The organism is Pedobacter steynii (assembly GCF_001721645.1).
Classification (GTDB): domain Bacteria; phylum Bacteroidota; class Bacteroidia; order Sphingobacteriales; family Sphingobacteriaceae; genus Pedobacter; species Pedobacter steynii_A.
This window is the reverse complement of sequence record NZ_CP017141.1, coordinates 4,031,950-4,049,334: the sequence shown is the minus strand read 5'-3', so window position 1 is coordinate 4,049,334 and position 17,385 is coordinate 4,031,950. Positions and strand designations below refer to the sequence as shown.

At 43.5% G+C, this 17,385-nt stretch carries 13 protein-coding genes; 6 read left to right on the top strand and 7 right to left on the bottom strand.

Annotated elements, in window-relative coordinates:
- Nucleotides 1-21: 21 nt before the first annotated feature.
- The 3 genes from BFS30_RS16940 to BFS30_RS28125 all read left to right on the top strand — a co-directional run bounded on the left by BFS30_RS16940 (nt 22) and on the right by BFS30_RS28125 (nt 2,832).
- Entirely contained in the window at nt 22-1,938 is a 1,917-nt protein-coding gene (locus tag BFS30_RS16940) for an SPFH domain-containing protein (protein ID WP_069380376.1), read from the top strand.
- Between the two features lie 12 nt (nt 1,939-1,950).
- A complete protein-coding gene (locus tag BFS30_RS16935; RefSeq protein ID WP_069380375.1) occupies nt 1,951-2,595 on the top strand; it encodes a carbonic anhydrase in 645 nt (214 codons plus the stop codon).
- A 108-nt stretch (nt 2,596-2,703) separates the two neighbouring features.
- Nucleotides 2,704-2,832 carry a hypothetical protein gene (locus tag BFS30_RS28125; RefSeq protein WP_257785582.1) on the top strand — a complete coding sequence of 43 codons (129 nt, stop codon included), beginning with the start codon at nt 2,704-2,706 and terminating at the stop codon, nt 2,830-2,832.
- On the opposite strand, the gene BFS30_RS16930 is transcribed toward BFS30_RS28125, so the two are convergent.
- Genes BFS30_RS16930 through BFS30_RS16910 form a run of 5 tightly spaced genes read right to left on the bottom strand, consistent with a single transcriptional unit; the run spans nt 2,796 to nt 7,149 of the window.
- Nucleotides 2,796-3,956: a DUF3095 family protein gene (locus BFS30_RS16930; protein ID WP_069380374.1), complete on the bottom strand. Its 1,161-nt coding sequence runs from the start codon at nt 3,954-3,956 to the stop codon at nt 2,796-2,798. The two genes, BFS30_RS28125 and BFS30_RS16930, sit on opposite strands and share 37 nt — an antisense overlap.
- A gap of 54 nt (nt 3,957-4,010) precedes the next feature.
- A complete protein-coding gene (locus BFS30_RS16925; RefSeq protein WP_069380373.1) occupies nt 4,011-4,976 on the bottom strand; it encodes an energy transducer TonB in 966 nt (321 codons plus the stop codon).
- 50 nt (nt 4,977-5,026) lie between these two features.
- The gene (locus BFS30_RS16920) at nt 5,027-5,656 is read right to left on the bottom strand and encodes a class I SAM-dependent methyltransferase (protein WP_069380372.1); all 630 of its coding nucleotides are present in this window, start codon (nt 5,654-5,656) and stop codon (nt 5,027-5,029) included.
- Nucleotides 5,653-6,567, bottom strand: a complete 915-nt coding sequence (locus BFS30_RS16915) for a UbiA family prenyltransferase (protein WP_069380371.1) — start codon at nt 6,565-6,567, stop codon at nt 5,653-5,655. The genes BFS30_RS16920 and BFS30_RS16915 overlap by 4 nt, the downstream gene beginning before the upstream one ends.
- 42 nt (nt 6,568-6,609) lie before the next feature.
- Nucleotides 6,610-7,149 carry a hypothetical protein gene (locus BFS30_RS16910; protein WP_069380370.1) on the bottom strand — a complete coding sequence of 180 codons (540 nt, stop codon included), beginning with the start codon at nt 7,147-7,149 and terminating at the stop codon, nt 6,610-6,612.
- 301 nt (nt 7,150-7,450) lie between these two features.
- Here BFS30_RS16910 and BFS30_RS16905 point away from each other — a divergent pair, with 301 nt between their 5' ends.
- On the top strand, nt 7,451-8,236 hold the full coding sequence (locus BFS30_RS16905; protein WP_069382487.1) for a M12 family metallopeptidase: 786 nt from the start codon (nt 7,451-7,453) through the stop codon (nt 8,234-8,236).
- Nucleotides 8,237-8,401: 165 nt separating this feature from the next.
- On the opposite strand, the gene BFS30_RS16900 is transcribed toward BFS30_RS16905, so the two are convergent.
- Nucleotides 8,402-11,167, bottom strand: a complete 2,766-nt coding sequence (locus BFS30_RS16900) for a TonB-dependent receptor (protein ID WP_069380369.1) — start codon at nt 11,165-11,167, stop codon at nt 8,402-8,404.
- Nucleotides 11,168-11,459: 292 nt separating this feature from the next.
- Here BFS30_RS16900 and BFS30_RS16895 point away from each other — a divergent pair, with 292 nt between their 5' ends.
- Both BFS30_RS16895 and BFS30_RS16890 read left to right on the top strand, forming a co-directional pair.
- Nucleotides 11,460-14,528, top strand: coding sequence for a SusC/RagA family TonB-linked outer membrane protein (locus BFS30_RS16895; RefSeq protein ID WP_069380368.1), 3,069 nt, complete (start codon nt 11,460-11,462; stop codon nt 14,526-14,528).
- A 16-nt stretch (nt 14,529-14,544) separates the two neighbouring features.
- Complete coding sequence (locus BFS30_RS16890) at nt 14,545-16,056, top strand: RagB/SusD family nutrient uptake outer membrane protein (RefSeq protein ID WP_069380367.1); 1,512 nt, start codon at nt 14,545-14,547, stop codon at nt 16,054-16,056.
- Between the two features lie 78 nt (nt 16,057-16,134).
- On the opposite strand, the gene BFS30_RS16885 is transcribed toward BFS30_RS16890, so the two are convergent.
- The gene (locus BFS30_RS16885) at nt 16,135-17,367 is read right to left on the bottom strand and encodes a BamA/TamA family outer membrane protein (RefSeq protein ID WP_069380366.1); all 1,233 of its coding nucleotides are present in this window, start codon (nt 17,365-17,367) and stop codon (nt 16,135-16,137) included.
- Nucleotides 17,368-17,385: the final 18 nt, after the last annotated feature.

Sequence of the window (17,385 nt, the reverse complement as noted above, 5' to 3'; positions counted from 1 at the left end):
TTCAACTTAAAACCAACAACCATGGACTATTATCAAATCTTTCTGAACTACTGGTGGATATCCGCCATCCTGTTCACCCTTTTATTTTACAAGTTTATTTTACGTGTTTTCCTGGGGATGGTTATCGTACCCGAAAACAAAATCGGACTGGTAACAAAGAAATTTGTTCTTTTTGGCAGGGACAAAGAACTGCCTGATGGCCGTATCATCGCCACTAAAGGCGAAGCAGGCTTTCAGGCAAGAGCACTCGCACCAGGCCTCTACTGGGGCATGTGGCCCTGGCAGTATTCTGTAAACATGCAGGGTTTCACCATTATCCCCGAAGGAAAAATAGGCTTGATCCTCGCCAACGATGGTGCTGAAATACCTACTGGCGCCATCCTTGCCCGAAGGGTCGACTCCGACAATTTTCAGGATACTGAGAAGTTCCTGAATAACCAGGGACAAAAAGGTCGTCAGACCTCCTATATCACCGCAGGAACCTACCGCATCAACCTGTTTGCTTTTACGGTAACCATCGCCGATATGGTAAGTATCAGGGAAAACATGGTAGGCATTGTCACCACACTGGACGGCCTTCCAATCGATACCGGACAAATTGCGGGTAAGCAGGTTAGCGGTCACAACAATTTCCAGGATATCGATGCTTTTCTAAAGAATGGCGGTAACCGTGGTTTGCAACCCAGCATCATTTTAGCGGGTAGTTACAACATCAATCCATGGGCAATCCAGATCGAAGAAATACCGATGACAGATGTACCTATAGGTTTCGTAGGTGTGGTGATCAGTTATATCGGAGAAGATGGCAAAGACATCAGCGGGGAAAGCTTCAAACATGGCAACATCGTGAGCAAAGGCCAGCGTGGTGTCTGGATGGAAGCTTATGGCCCCGGCAAATACCCCTTCAACAAATACATCATGAAGGTAGAGCTGGTTCCTACAACCAATCTGGTGCTCAACTGGGCGAATGCCAGGAATGAATCACATCAGTTAGACAAAAACCTGAGTACGATTACCGTCCGCTCCAGAGATGGATTTCCCTTTAACCTCGATGTTTCTCAGATCATCCATATCCCGGCTACTGAAGCCCCTAAAGTAATCGCCCGATTTGGCAGCATGAGCAACCTGGTTAGTCAGGTTCTGGAGCCTACCATCGGTAACTATTTTCGAAACTCGGCTCAGGACAGCGATGTGATCAGTTTCCTCATTACCCGTAAAGAAAGACAGCAATCTGCAAAAGAACACATTAAGGAAGTACTGGACGATTACAATGTCAATGCCGTAGACACCCTGATCGGCGATATTCTTCCGCCCGAATCTTTGATGAAAACCCTGACCGACCGTAAGATCGCCGAAGAGGAACAAAAAACCTATCAGATCCAAAGAATGGCACAGGAACAACGTCAGGGCATGGAAAAAGAAACCGCCATTGCAGATATGCAAAAGGAAATTGTGAAAGCACAGCAAAACGTAGAAATCGCCCAGCGTACTGCAGATGCCACGGTAAAAAAGGCAGAAGGTGATGCCAATAGTCTTAAGCTACAGGTCGACGCGGAAGCCACTGCTACTAAAATGCGTGCAGGTGCGGAGGCAGAGGCTACAAAAGCCCGTGCAGGAGCACAGGCAGAAGCAACAAGACTTAATGCCAGTGCCGATGCAGAGAAGATTGCAAAAACAGGTCTGGCCGAAGCCGAGAAAATCATGGCCATTGGTAAATCTACCGCCGATGCCTATGACCTGCAGGTAAAAGCAATGGGCGGTGACAACTTTACAAGGTTCAAAATCACAGAGGAAATTGGAAAAGGAAGGATTAAGATCATACCTGACCTGATCGTAAGCGGCGGCAACGGTACTGATGGAAGCCTGAGCGGCCTGATGGGCATGCAACTCATGCAAATGATGCAGCAGGAAAAAGAAAAACCAACGAACAGTAAATAACAGAACAGGATTATGCTAACCGAACACCTCCACCTCATCGATCAAAACCCGCAGCAGCTGCTGGGAATGACACCGGATCTGGCTTTGCAATTACTTCAGGATGGGCATGAACGATTCCAGAAAGGATATTGTACCCCCCGGGACCTCTTGCAGCGCGTACAGGAAACAAAAGACGAACCCAGACCTTTTGCAGCAGTATTGAGCTGCATGGATTCCCGGGTTGCTGCGGAACTGATCTTCGATCAGAGTATAGGCGATATCTTTAACATCCGTGTGGCGGGGAATGTAGTTTCCCCCCATATCCTAGGCTCCCTGGAATATACCATTTTAGCCGCAGGTGCAAAACTGATTGTAGTTATGGGACATACGGGTTGCGGTGCGGTTAAAAGTGCCTGCAACAATGTGATGATAGAAAACCTTTCTGGTTTGCTGAGAGAGGTAAAAATCAGCATCCCGCAGGAGCTGACTGAATACACCGACAGAACCGGAGAGAATGCCTCTTTTGTCAATAAAGTAGCGGTCCTAAATGTATACCGCTCTATGCAACAGATATTGGAACAGAGCAGTGCCATCAGACAACTCGCAGACAGTGGCGAAATAAAAATTGTTCCTGCGATGTACGACCTCTCCACTGGTATCGTCACCTTTTACCCCTAAAATATTACACGTTTTTTCGGTTAATTTTCGTCTTATACAACAACTTTCTCCTTTTTAAAGAAACAGCAGTGACAATTATACTACGCCTCTAAACTTTATAAAATCCATGTGAAAGCCTTTGCACAACTGAGCATCAGTTACCATTTTGGAAACAGCGGAGATAAATCCGGAGATAAAAATACCGGCAACGCGGAGAGTCATCAGGAGGCTATTGTCCGGTTCTTTGCTTTCAGCTGACGTGCAGCCTGCGTATAACCTCCCTCCGCTCCGTCTACAAAATGAATATGCCCGTCTTTAAGGTCACGTACATAACAAGACATCACGGAATCACCACTAATGTGAATTCCATATAAAATATCTCCTGAGCTTTCAAACCGGTCCAATACCTTTATCAAGGCTAAGCGTTGCGCTTCATTTCCGGTCATCACCGTATTGATCCTTCCATCGATCACCAGTGTGTCTGACATTTCGACCAGCTTGTTCAGGTAGTTTTTTCCGCTTTCGGTATGAAAATAAATATAACCGTATAAGTTGATCAACCAGCTCTTCATCAACTCAAAAAAACGAATCTTTCCAATTCTGGCACGCATTTCTACCCCCAGCCGGTCGAAGCTCGATTTTAACTTTAGTTTGGCTACAGAAATTGGCTGTCTCTTTTGCGGCGGCCCATAGATATCGTCGATCTGGCGCATCACCTGACTAAAGATCTGAGCCGGGGCAATACCTCCTCTGGCAACCACCAACAAGGTTACAATCTCCTGGCTGTTTTCGGGCGGGTCAATCTTATCCCAACGACATTGCATTCCGGTCAGGTCGAGTTCCTCCGCAGGACTCAGTGCTGTTGCAAAAAGGTAGTCTTCTGCTTTGATCAGCTGCTCCGCAAAGCTCAACCCTTTTCCCAATACCACCGGAATAGAGAAAGACGCAGAAAGACTGAGTTTACTGATATGCAATTCATGACCTTTCTCATAAATCTGTTGTACAGGAACTGTTCCAACGCGCAATTCAAGATTAAAGTTCTCTGAGGTATTTGATTGATACAACATCAAGCCCCCCATCGCCTGATCTACAATAGAAGGTGGAACAATAAACGTAGCTCCATCACCTCCGAAAAAGAAAGGAATGGTGATTCCTGCTCTGAAAGCCATATTCAATACCATGACAATACTTCCTGTGGCAATCAGGTTGACCGTCTCATGAAGACCATCGAAGACAGCCTGAGTAGATCGTTTAATATCCGTAATGATGACATGCCAGTCGGCCGGAACCTCAGCAAACAATTCTGCATTAACCAAAAGGTCGGCCAGCGCCATTCTATTGGCGGGCAGGCCATTATAAAACCGATCCGTATTTTCAGACATCCTTAAAAATAACTATCATTTTTGTAATTAAGAACTGCTACCTGAGTACCAGGGCTAATTACCCAGCACAAACTTCACAGGAAGATTACAAAGGATATTACTTGGAACACCTCTGTAATAGCCTGTTTTCCATCGCGGACTAAGTTTAACTACCCTTACAGCTTCTTTGGCCAGGTCCTTATGAATTTCCCTGGTGACACTGATCTCGCTGAGCGCCCCCGTCTTAAGTACCTTAAACGTTAAGATAACCGTTCCCTCAATTCCCTCCTCCATACATTTTCGGGGATACTTGATATTTCTTCCAAGAAATACAGAAAGTGCCCCCGTGCCGCCCACAAATTCAGGAGACACTATTAATTCCGTGTAATCATAACTGTTCCCTTTTTCGTCCTTACTTTTTCCAGAAATCAACTTTCCTTTAACATAAATTTCAGAATAACTGATCTGATCTTCATCATTTGTTCCAGTCCAGGTCCCATCATATACTCCATCCTTAACACTTCCTTCATCTGTGATCTGCTTAAAATCCTCATCATATATATGGTATTTACCGTTGCCATTTACAACGAGAACCTTTCCTTTCCTATCCTTAACCGTTTTTATATACTCAGATCTCAGGGCAGGTGTCCCCTCTTTTTTGTAAATTTTAGTGACATATAGTTTTCCATCCGGATAATAAGTATTCACTTCACCTTCCAGTTCGTTATTAACATAAGTACCCTCCTTCTGCTTATTACCATTTTGATAATAAGAAACGTAAGGCCCCTCATAAATCATCCGTTTATCCATCCTTCCCTGAGCTGTGCTCTTCTTCTTTCCATCTATATAATAATCATTGATCTGATATAGGTTACTTCCGGGACCTGGTGCAGTTACCACACGTTTATAATCTGCGCTGTCTTTATTCCTGACATAACCAACTTTATTTTTAAGGTAATAGGTAGTGTCCGCCGGAGTTTGAGCAAGCACATTCAAACCTGCAAACAACAGGAATAATACGAGCATATTAAGTTTATTCATAACAGTATAAATTGGGCAGCGATTAATTTCCGCTAAAATTAGGGAATTTATTATCCTTTACGGTAGACCTGGCCTTGAATAAAGCCTCCGTAATAGCTTTTACCTATAATTTCCTGATAACCGGCATTTTTAAAATACGGTTCCATATCGGTCAGTTCCGAGGCTTCCACAATTCTGATGAGCTTAAAAAAGGAATACATCAGCTGCAGAAAGGCTGATTTCCACCATCGCCCTCTTTCTCCTTTCAGACTAAAGTCTACAAATAGCCAATAACCATTTTCTTTCAACAAAAGATCCAGCTGCTTAAACACAACAACTGCTCTTTCTGCTGAAAAATTATCAAACAAAAACGGCGTTAAAATCACATCAAAACTCATTGAGGAAGAAAAGTCTTCTATCCTCTTGTTTACAAATTCCACCTCATTGGCCCCCGGATTTCTATCCCTGGAAAGGGCAATCATATTTGCGGATATCTCCACATAAACAATATGTAATCCCGCCGGCCGGACTTTCGCCAGTTCTTCCAGAATCCATCCGGTTCCCCCACCTACAATCAAAACACTGCTATTTTCCGGAATATAGCCCAATTGATCAATCTGTGCATTTACCTGAGATTTAAAGAAAACCATACGGCTCAGTCGGTCGTAATAATTGGCGATATGGTCATAATTATTGGTCATACCGGCATGAATTGCATTGCGATGATACCACAAATCGCTTTAAACAAAATCAATCCGTCAATCACCATCAGGTAATATAAGATGTTCTTTCTCCGGCGCATGGAATAGGCAATATAAATGGTCAGGATAAAAGGCAATATATTTAATGCTGTCGGGATCGGGCCAAAACCTTTATACCTGGCAAATATAAACAGGGATATCATGCCAATGATCAGCAAAGGAATCAGGATATAAAATATGGTACGCCTTAAGCCAAATCTTACGACAAAAGTTTTGAGGTGTTTATTGGCATCTGTAGGATAATCCTTGATGTCAAACAGAATGGCATTCACCGTACAGAACATCCAGTTTTTGATGAACAGCCAGGTCCACAGCAGCGGATCATGATAACCGATTCCAGTTTCTATTTTCAGCATAATCAGTGGCAATATGTTTGCACAGCAAGCCCAGACAAAGCCAATTACAAAAGCCTTTAACCAGCCCGTATTCCGTAGATCGAAGTTCAGGAAAGACCTGGGCAGCAGCCGGTAATATAATCCACCAGCCAGTACAATCACAGTGATCGCAAGCCAATAGCTTAGCGGGAGGTTCAGAATATGACTATAATTTATATAGAGCAATCTCACAGCCAGGGCAATACATAAACTAAATAAAATTCCCTGACTCCAGCTGATAAATACCCTATGCTTAAAATACCACTGGCTCCGGGGATTATTCAGGGAAGGCCGGGCAGAAATCTGATGATAGGCATAAGTATAATAGATCGTAGGCGCCAGAAATAACAACAGGTAATAATTCAGGGAATTATAGGGTAGTCTGAGTTGCTGGGTTGCTTCCAGCGTAAGCGCCACGGCAAGCAGCCCTACAAAGTAGTTACCAAAAAAAACGAATCTGACGATTTTATTGCCCATTAATATTTTAATAACACAGCGATGCGCAGGCCAATTTCGCGTTTATTCCTGATTAAGGAGGTATAGATATGGAGGAAAAGAATGATGAAGCATCATGTCTTTGCCCTCATTTGGAAATTTCTGACCATAACCCGGCTTCGGATACAAAACGATTGAGGTTCCTGTCCGGACATAATTACTGCTGTTATAATAATCAGGAGCCTTATAATCCGGCAAATAGGTTTTTATTTTCTTTGCCATCTCCTTTCCCAATAGCTTCTGATAGCGCTTCACTACCTTTCGGGAAGGGTTACGTACGCTGTTATACACCATATTGAGGATGATGCGCTTAAAGAAGGGTTGCTTTTTGATTAAGCCCTCCATCAAAGGACCAGGGCTTACTTCCGGAAGGTCATCCAGCATCTGCACTGAAAAAGGGGTTTGAGGTACCCAATCAGCCGCATTGATCACATTATACGCCCAGCCATCCTGAGTTGTCGATTCGTAACTATAGGCAAAGTATAAGTTTCCTGGCTTTGGGGCTACACTACAATAGGTTTTAAAACGGTTTAGGAATAAGTTTAGCCTTTTGTGGTGTCTCAAATGAGGTGGACGACAAATAAATCAGCTCTCTATACTCGGCTTTATCAAAGCCAGGTTTTAAGTGTTGTGCCCTTCCGAAAAAACTACAGCACAATAGAAACAGAAAAATAGCAGTTGATTTTAAAAAAAACATAGATCAGGAGCGTATAGGCTTTGAATTCTTAAAATTAGCGAAAAGAATATGGCTTTCCGAATCCATCAAAATTTTTTATTGTTCATAAAAAATATATCAAATTGGCAAATGTATCAAGAAAATTACCATATATTGGGTTTAATACCGACCGAAAAACAAACCAATTTTATGAAAATTACAAAAAACCTATTGTTCGTTGCAGCTACGCTTTTAATCATGGCAGGCTGTAAAAAAAACACTGACAACATCCAGCAGGAAACTCCGGTAGTAAAAACTGAATCAAGCGCTCCATTTTCCTGTGAGATGAGAGTGGATGCTCCTAATGGCTTACCTGGTACGGAATCCAACGGACCAGCCAACAAAGTATGGCCTAATGGAAGCATCATTAAGGTTAGATTTAGCGGAGGAACTACTTACGTAAGATCTAAAGTTCAGCAGTATGCAAAAAGCTGGGAAACTTATGCCAACCTTACCTTCCAGTTTGTTGCAGATAATGCAGCTGCAGATATTAAAGTTGCTTTTGATGCCGGAGGTTCCTGGTCCTACATTGGAACCGATACCAAAAACAAAACCGTTTCTATGAACTATGGCTGGTTCAATAACAATACCAGCGATACCGAGTTCAGAAGAACAGTAACCCACGAATTTGGCCATGCTTTAGGTTTAAATCATGAGCAGTCACATCCTGATGCCAATATTCCATGGAATACCCAAGCTGTTTATGACTACTACATGGGCGCACCAAATTACTGGACAAAAGCTCAGGTAGACTATAACGTTCTTGCGGTATCTTCAAGAACAGGATTGAACTATACTGCTTATGATTCGGCTTCGATCATGCACTACCCTGTTCAGGCTCAGTTTACCACAAACAATGTAACGATTGCAGCCAATAACACCACCATTTCGGCTAAAGACGCCTTATATATGACCAGCATTTATCCTGGCAGATAATCGTCAGATACACTATTACTAACTCATCCTAAAAATTCATTTGGTCCGGTATTCAACCTTCAGAGGCATTGCTTCTGAAGGTTTTTTTATGCAACAGTATGTAAAAGAAAAGACCAGTGCCATTCCCAATGATTGGTCTGACACTGGTCTTCCTCCTGCTTTTATTTAAAAATTAAAGCCGATCCTTGCAAAAATGCGCCTGCCATTTCCGCCCATCTGAACGGCATCAAATGGCCCTGCAGGTTCATTATTATAGGCCCAGCCTTTGGCTCCGGGAATATAACCAAGGTCCGGATGCACATTAAACAGGTTATCAGCCCCCAGAGAGATTCGGGCGTATGGATTCAGTTTATAAGAAAAATAAACGTCACTTACCATTTTACCGCTATAGTTGTAAAGATCCGCTACTGATCCGGAACCGTCATCTTTTGGGACCACAGGTGAAGTTCCTGTTCCGTCCCCATACCCATAGATATCCACTTTTCCGAAGTACGTGAAACGCATCCCGATAGTCAGGTCCCGGTAGCCATATTCAGGATTCAATGAAAACTTTGTTTTGGGTGCAGAGGCTAAAATGAATTTCTTTTCCCTTGAGCTCAGGAAGGTTTCTTTTAAGGCCTCTGTTCTGCCCAAAATGGTTGGATAGTTTACTTTATCGATGTCCATACTTTGGAAGTTCCCCGTAAATAAAAGTCGGTAGCGGTTGTCCCCGATTGTTTTGTTGTAATCCAGTACCACATCCAAACCACGGTTTGTCGTGTTTACAGCATTGGCAAAAAACTGAGCTGTACCCACCCTCAATGCTTTTAAGGCATCGGTAAATACGGGGTCAAGTGTTTCATCTGCTGCACTGAACTGCCCGGACAATACCACCCTGTCTTTTACATTAATGAGGTAACCATCTACCGTAATGCTAAATTCCGGAACGGGCTTAAAGGTAAAGCCCAATCCTGCATTTTTTGAAGTTTCCTGTTTAAGGTTCGGGATTCCGGCGGCTTTTGTGATCGGACTGCTGTTCGGAGCGATTTTCACTTCAGAAATGATGGCTCCCTGCACATTGGTAAAGGTAGAGCTATAATTGATCTGTTGTAGCGATGGGGCACGAAAACCTGTACCTACCGAACCACGAATGTTAAAGTTATCGCTGATTTTATAGCGCGTGGCAAATTTTGTACTGAAATTATAGCCGAAATCACTGTAATGTTCCAGTCGGTTGGCAAAATTGATCAGCCATTTATCCGTTGCATCCAATTCAAAATCAACAAAAGCACCAAACACCGATCTGTTGGAATTTGCAGCATCAGCAGGTTGAAAACCAGGAAAACCCTGTGATCCCGCAGCCTTAATGCCATCCGGATCATAGTTTTTATAGGAAGCTTCTTCTCCTGCAGAGATCTTATAACGCTCATACCTGTACTCCCCACCAAAACCAAGATTAAATCCGGAAAGTACCTGATCAAAACGTTTACTGAAGTTTAAATTTGTTGTATTCTGTAAAAACTCAGATCCTCCGTCATCAAAAGAAGTTTTGTCGGCTCCTAAAGAGGCATTGAAAGTCTTTTTACCATAAAAATGAAAATCATTATTTCCGGTATTGTTACTCAGGTCCCAGTTCCAGTCCTTGCCAAAACTACCTTTTAAGCCGGCTGCAAAAGCCAGGTCTTTAATATGTGTTTCAATGAGCGGATTGTAATAAGATTCTCCGTCAGGGGTTTTGATGATGATCCCCTCTACCGGGATGATGCTGGTACCATTAGTCGGGAAACGTTCCGGTCTGGACGAGAAATTACGGGTGAAAGCATAAGCTTCTGATCCTTTATAACTGTAACCACCAAAGCTGTAAAAAGTGGTCCTGGCACTGGTTGGGATCTCACTGTTAAAAAATATCGTCCCTCCTTCCGATGATCCATCACCATTTGCCCTTCTCGGTGTATTTAAGGGCAATGCTTTAGGATTGGCAGTTGCCGTATCCTTTGTCTGACGATAGGTTTTACCGCTTTTGGAATAATCAGCACTCAGGTTCAGAAAACCGGTTTTTCCTATTTTCAACCCGTAGTTGGCATCAAAAGTAAAGGCATTTCCATCGATACTGCCTCCATGAGGATATTGGGCAGCAGCCAGGCTTTTTTTACTGTTAAAGGCCGGATCATAATACCCTGAATAGCCGGCATTGGCTACAAACTCATTTACATTTTTTTTAAGCACCAGGTTGATTACACCTGCGATGGCATCAGAACCATATTGTGCCGAAGCTCCGTCACGGAGAATTTCGACCCGCTCGATTGCAGCGGTCGGAATCGTGCTCAGGTCTACTCCTGAATTTCCCCTGCCCCGGGTTCCGAATACAGAAACAAAGGCGGTAGAATGACGACGCTTCCCATTCACCAATACCAAAGTCTGGTCGGGCCCCAGCCCTCTCAATGTGCCTAGCTCCACATGATCCGCGCCATCGGAACCAGATTGTTTGTTGTAATTAAATGAAGGTGCTGCATAATTTAAGATATCTGTAAGTTCCAATCTACCGGTAGTAGCAGCAGTCTTGCTTACATTTACAATATCTACCGGAACTGCGGTTTCCAGCTTTACCCGGCCTGCGGAGCGGGTACCAATCAATACAACTTCATCTAACTGTGCCGCACTGCTTTCCAGGCTGACCTGAAATGTCGTATTGGAACCGACCAGCAGGGTTACCGGTTTATATCCGGTATAACTGAAGACAAGTTGATCTGTTGATACCGCCTCAATAGAGAACTGTCCGCCGGAATTGGTACTGGTTCCCTGTTTACTTCCTTTAATGTACACAGATACGCCTATTAAAGTTTCTTTTGTTGTGGCATCAGTTACCGTGCCGGTGATGGTCGTTTTTTGGGCAAATGTCAGTTCTGAGCCCAGGAAAAGCAGGGCCATAAGGAGTAATAATGTTTTTTTCATAGTGGTGGGATGAGGTGAACAATAGGTTTGATTTTTCAACATAAAATACCAATTATTATCCAAACCACAGTATACAATATTGCGGGACATCACAATTAAGCAAATAAAACCTCAATTATTTGCTCAAATTTCAACAAAATTGGACTTTAGAAAATTATAAACTAACTTAGGTTAAGGCCACCCGCCTGACAGACCAAATATTACACCTATAAAAGGCCAATTTTAGCCTGGGTAAAACGCCATTGATTTCTTGCTATTAAACCCCTTTAATCTAAACCATAACTAACCAATTATGACAAGCAATTTTTTACTCAGAAATTCCGGAGTCGTTTTTAAAAACAGGCCCGGCCTTCAAACCCTGCAGAAAGCAGTGCTTTCTCTCTTTATCCTGCTCTTATCCTGCGTCACGGCCTATGCCCAATCTGTGGTGACAGGAACAGTCACAGATAAAGACAAGGAAACCCTCATTGGTGTAACCGTTTCTGTCGAGGGCAAAAGCATCAGAACCCTGACTGATGCCAATGGAAGATATTCCATAAATGTACCTGCTGATGGAAAAAGATTAAGTTTCAGTTATGTAGGAATGCAGACCATAACCCTGGATATTGACGGAAAGAAAGTCCTGAATGCCAGTCTCAGTTCAGCAAATGAATTAAGTGAAGTTACTGTAGTTGGTTACGGTTCCGTTAAAAAAAGTGACCTTACCGGTGCTGTGGCTACCCTTTCTTCAAAAGACTTTAATAAAGGGCCACTTATTGCGCCTGATCAATTACTTCAGGGCAAGGTTGCTGGTGTGCAGATGATGAACAACAGTGGTCAGCCAGGTGGTGCCACAACGGTAAGAATCCGTGGAAATGCAGCCGTGACCGGTACTGGTCAGCCTTTATACGTGGTGGATGGAGTAGCACTGACCAGCAATTCGGCAAGACCAAGCGCCAGTCCGAGTTCTGTAGGTGGTGTGAGAACTGATCCTGGAGGCGGCCTGGGTAGTGCTCCTGGTGGAAACCCTTTAAACTTTATCAATCCCAGCGATATTGCCACAATGGAAATCCTGAAAGACGCTTCTGCAACGGCCATTTATGGATCAAGAGCAGCCTATGGCGTTGTTTTGATCACCACAAAAAGAGGCGCCAGCGGCGCCATGAAACTAGATGTAAATGCCTCTACAGGTGTCAGCAACATCATGAACCAGTTAGAGGTTTTAGATGGCGATCAGTACCGTTCGGCATTGAATAAATACGGTCTTACTGCAGGCGACTATGGAAGCAATGTAGATGCGATGAAAGCCATCACCAGAACTGCATACAACCAGAACTATTCTATTGGGCTCAGTGGCGGGAACGATGCCAATACTTATCGTGCCTCTTTTGGCTATCAGGATCAGCAGGGAATTATCCGAAAATCAGATTTAAAAAAATATACCGCCTCCTTTAATGGCAATTTCAAATTCCTGGACAGCAAGAAACTGGGAATGGATGTCAGCATGATCAGCAGTCAGTACAATGAAAACATTGCCCCTATTACCAATGATGCCGGATTTACCGGAAGTTTAGTAAGTCAGGCATTGTCATGGAACCCTACCCGACCTTTAAGAAATCCCGATGGTTCGCTGTTTATTGAAAATGGCCGGATTATCAATCCTCTGGCAATGTCGGAAGGTTATAGCGACAAATCTAAAGTGTCTTCTATTTTAGGAAGCATCTCTCCTTATTATAAAATCACCCCCTGGCTGGAATACCGCATGCTGGTGAGTCTTAACTACAGTACAGGTGTGAGGAGAACCTCCACACGCAGCTTCCTGAATATTGACGGCGTACAAGCCAAACCTGCGGAAAATTTCCTGGGTGGTTATGCCAGTTATTCGAACAGTGAATTACTGACCCAGCAATTCACCAATACCTTAACCTTTAATAAGGAAATCGCCTCCAGATTAAATCTGAATGCAGTAGTTGGTTATGAATATACCAATTACATTAATAAAGGGAGCAATATGAACGCCAGCGGATTTGGAGATATTCCGGTGGATTATACCGATGCTTTACAGGCCACCCCTCCAAATAACAGGAGGATGAGTTCTTTTAATGATCCAACCACCGAACTGCAATCTTATTTTGCACGTGCCATTTTTAACTATGCAGGTAAATACCTGTTAACAGCCACCATCAGGGCAGATGGTTCTACCCGGTTCGGCTCGGACAATAAATATGGCTATTTCCCTTCCTTCTCTGCTGCATGGAATATCAAAAATGAAGATTTCCTTGCCGATGCGACCTGGCTGGACCAGTTAAAAATCAGGGCAGGATACGGCTTGACCGGAAATCAGGAATTTCCTTCTGGCTCTTCGCAAAAACGCTTTGCTTTTGGATATAATTCCGGTGGACAAACCTTAACCGGAGTCAATAATGAGAATAAAAAACTAAAATGGCAGGCGGATGAGCAAATCAACATCGGTGCCGATTTCGGCTTTTTCAAAAGCAGGCTTACAGGATCAGTTGATTTTTTCAAAAAAACCACAACAGACCTGTTGTTTCCTCAGATCCCCTTTTATCCATCTGCAGCAGGAGCTTCTGTAACCTGGGTGAATTTACCGGGCAAGATCATCAACAAAGGAGTGGAACTGACCTTAAACGGCAGCATTATTGACCACACCGATCTTTCCTGGTCGCTGGGCGGAAATGTAACCTTCCTGGATAATACGGTAAAAGGTATTTCGGGAATCATCAATACCGGAACCTTAAATGGTCAGGGTATGAGCGACGTAACCCTGGAAGTGATTCAAAGTGGCTTGCCGCTATTTGGGATGGTCACCAGACGTTTTGAAGGCCTGGATGCCGGTGGTTTTTCCAAATATACCGATGATGGGTATACACTGTATTATGTAGGAAACCCAAATCCAAGTGTGATCCTGGGCCTGAGCACCGACTTCAGGTATAAAAAATTATCACTGGGACTTAACTTCAATGGCTCATTCGGACAAGACATTTATAACAACACCGCCAATTCAGTACTGCCAATTACCAATTTAGGGACCAGAAATATCGCAGCTCCCTTATTGAATTCGGCCATACAGGAATCGCTGGCAAATCCGATCTCTGCGTCTTCCCGCTATATTGAAAAAGGAAATTACTTAAAACTGGCCAATGCTACCCTTAATTATAATGTGGGCAATCTCGGAAAAACCATCAAGGGATTAAATGTCTTTGTGAATGGTCAGAATCTTTTTGTGATCACCAAATTTACTGGCTTTGATCCGGAGGTGAATGTCGACAAAAGCAGCAATGGTGTACCATCAGCCGGAATAGAATATGTTCCTTATCCAACCGCAAGGACTTTCAATTTCGGAGTTAATTTTTCCCTATAATTTAAATATTCTGAACATGAAAACTAGATATATATCCGCTGTAATGATTGCTTTATTCTCCGTTACGGCATGTACAAAACTGGATGAAAAACTAAACGGGCAGATTAACGATCAGGGCGTAGGCTCAGGAAACGTTGCCGCGGTATTAAACTCGGCCTATAATTCCATGCGTGCACCTTATCAGGGCCCCTATGGCTGGTGGGCTTTACAAGAATTCCCGAGTGACGAAGCCATTGTTCCTACACGTGGTGGCGACTGGGACGATAATGGTGCATGGAGGGCATTACACCTTCATCGCTGGCAGCCAGATCATACCCGCATACATAGCGTATACCGCGACTTAAACAGTGTAAGTTATGTCGCCACAAGTGTTTTACAATTTAATCCAACACCGCGACAAGCTGCTGAAGCCCGTTTTTTACGTGCCTTTGCCCAATTCTCTATTCTTGATGGCTGGAACCAGGTACCGTACCGTGATCCGGGAGAAGATGTAACCCAGCCTTCCAGAGTGAGAAAAGGTCCGGAAGCACTCACGTACCTGATCACCGAGTTAAATGAGATTCTGCCATCCTTACCAACAGATACCAATACCATCGCAACCAAGGATGCGGCAAAGATGTTACTGATGAAATGTTACCTGAACAAAGGTGCATTTTTAAATCGTGCGGCCCCAACTTTTGATCCGGCAGATATGGCTAAGGTGATTGCCCTTGCAGATGAAATCATCACCGGCGGCAAGTACACCCTGACGCCTAAATACTTCGACAATTTTGCCCCTAAAAATGACCTGCTTTCGAAGGAAAACATTTTTACCGGAAAAAATAGTGGTGGCATAGATGCCGGCGGACTCAATGCCATGTGGGTGGCCCCTTTACATTACAATCAAAACCCAAGCGGAAACAATGGTTTTTGTACCCTATCGGATTTTTACAATAAATTCGAAGCCTCAGACTCCAGAAGAGGTGGTGCGTATGCAGGTGTTACTGATGTATCCGGTATCCGGGTTGGCTTTCTCGTAGGTCAGCAGGTAAATAAAGATGGCGTATTGATTAAAAACCGTCTTGGCGAAAACCTGATTTTTACCCCTGAGGTGAATATCATTGAACGGGATCAGAAAAGACTGGAAAATGCAGGGATACGTGTCATTAAATATCCTATCGATTATCCAAACATCGGTTCCCGGATTCCGGACAACGACTGGGTTTATTACAGGTATTCGGACGTGTTGCTGATGAAAGCAGAAGCACTATTGAGAACCGGACAGGCCTCACTTGCGCTTCCTTTGGTAAACCTGGTACGGACTACCCGCGGCGCATCTTCCTGGGGAGCGGTAACACTGGATCAGTTACTGGACGAACGTGGCCGTGAATTCTTCTGGGAGGGAGTAAGAAGACAGGATTTAATCCGCTTCGGTAAATTCTTAACCCCATGGCAGGAAAAACCATCGGATGACCCTAAGTATTTGATTTTTCCAATTCCTTCTAATCAAATGGCAAACCCGAATTACACCCAAAATCCAGGGTATTAAATCAAAGTCCCTCTTTTCTAAGTCAGGAAAGAGGGACTTTATCTGATGAATCATCAGGCAACTGTGAGAACAGGCGTCTTAGAAAGCCTCTCCCAGACTAAAGGTAAAACTATTGTAGCCTTTGCTCGTTCCGTAGTCAACACCAATATTAGTATTTGAGCTCTTATTGAATTTTACCCGAAGTCCCGTCCCAACGGCAGGTTTCCAGGAGCTAAACATTGTGTTTGAACCACTAACCGTATTGACATTCGCAAATACCACAAAACCCAACAAACCATTATTGGTAATGTCCCTTCGATATTCGCTCTCCAGATAAAATAAAGACCTTCCACGATACCGGTTCTGGTCGATCCCTCTGCCTGAGCGGTTAGCGGGGTCCCAGCCGATACTGGGTAAATCAAGATACGGAGTTTTATTTCCCAGGGTCGCCCAGAGGTAAGTCCAGAAAGCCAATGTGTTCTGCTGATCAGGTTTGGATGGATTCATGGAAATATATTTTCTAACATCCAGGTACAAAGAGCTCCATGAATCATTGCTACCTAAAAATTTGGGATTTACCCGATAAACCAGGTTGCCATACATACCTGGAAGTGGATTAATGGAGTTATTCCTGGTATCGTAGAGCAAATTGAAGGTAATACCGGAAGAAAAAGAGTTATTGCCAGTCCCGTATTCGTAGTTTGTGTACTGTTTCAGACTCACATTCGGATCTTCACTTTTTATATTAAAACGGTAATCAAGACTATAACCCAATCCCACAAAGAAATAAGGTCTGACCTGTTTCAGTGCACTTTGGTAAAAACGAATATACTTGTAATCTACCAGGGTAGGCGCTGGTTTTAAGGCCTTACTCCCCAGTCCCCAGGTATATTGCGGATAAACCAGAAAACGCGTATCTCCCTGGATTACCCATTTATTGTCAGGAAGCCATATGGTGCTGCGCAAGGGCAAACCAAAACGGTTTCCCAGATTCCAGTAGGGAGTAAATGTAACAGAGGACAGGTTCGTGGTCTTTCTGGGCCCCAGATACATCGCTGCAGTGGTACTTGTGACCAATGCGCGGCCACTTCCACCAGGAATGTTACTACTCACCGGAAGTATAGAAAAATAGATCTTTTTACCTCGTTCTTCCTTGATTTTCTTCGGTTTTATCTTAAACAATGATTTGGCCACATCAATCAGATCTTTCTGAGCGGAGGTGTCCGTCTGAACCGTTTGCTCCGTAGCGATATTGCTCACATTCTGAGCATATAAGCCACAAGGAAATAGCAACAAGAAAAATAAACTTGTTTTTACTGAAAGTCTTTGCATAAAAAATACCTGAATTAT

Excerpts from the sequence above, each read along its gene's own strand:
- BFS30_RS16940 (WP_069380376.1), top strand. The coding sequence starts at position 22 with ATGGACTATTATCAAATCTTTCTGAACTACTGGTGGATATCCGCCATC.
- BFS30_RS16935 (WP_069380375.1), top strand. The coding sequence starts at position 1,951 with ATGCTAACCGAACACCTCCACCTCATCGATCAAAACCCGCAGCAGCTG.
- BFS30_RS16930 (WP_069380374.1), bottom strand. The coding sequence starts at position 3,956 with ATGTCTGAAAATACGGATCGGTTTTATAATGGCCTGCCCGCCAATAGA.
- BFS30_RS16925 (WP_069380373.1), bottom strand. The coding sequence starts at position 4,976 with ATGAATAAACTTAATATGCTCGTATTATTCCTGTTGTTTGCAGGTTTG.
- BFS30_RS16920 (WP_069380372.1), bottom strand. The coding sequence starts at position 5,656 with ATGACCAATAATTATGACCATATCGCCAATTATTACGACCGACTGAGC.
- BFS30_RS16915 (WP_069380371.1), bottom strand. The coding sequence starts at position 6,567 with ATGGGCAATAAAATCGTCAGATTCGTTTTTTTTGGTAACTACTTTGTA.
- BFS30_RS16905 (WP_069382487.1), top strand. The coding sequence starts at position 7,451 with ATGAAAATTACAAAAAACCTATTGTTCGTTGCAGCTACGCTTTTAATC.
- BFS30_RS16900 (WP_069380369.1), bottom strand. The coding sequence starts at position 11,167 with ATGAAAAAAACATTATTACTCCTTATGGCCCTGCTTTTCCTGGGCTCA.
- BFS30_RS16895 (WP_069380368.1), top strand. The coding sequence starts at position 11,460 with ATGACAAGCAATTTTTTACTCAGAAATTCCGGAGTCGTTTTTAAAAAC.
- BFS30_RS16890 (WP_069380367.1), top strand. The coding sequence starts at position 14,545 with ATGAAAACTAGATATATATCCGCTGTAATGATTGCTTTATTCTCCGTT.
- BFS30_RS16885 (WP_069380366.1), bottom strand. The coding sequence starts at position 17,367 with ATGCAAAGACTTTCAGTAAAAACAAGTTTATTTTTCTTGTTGCTATTT.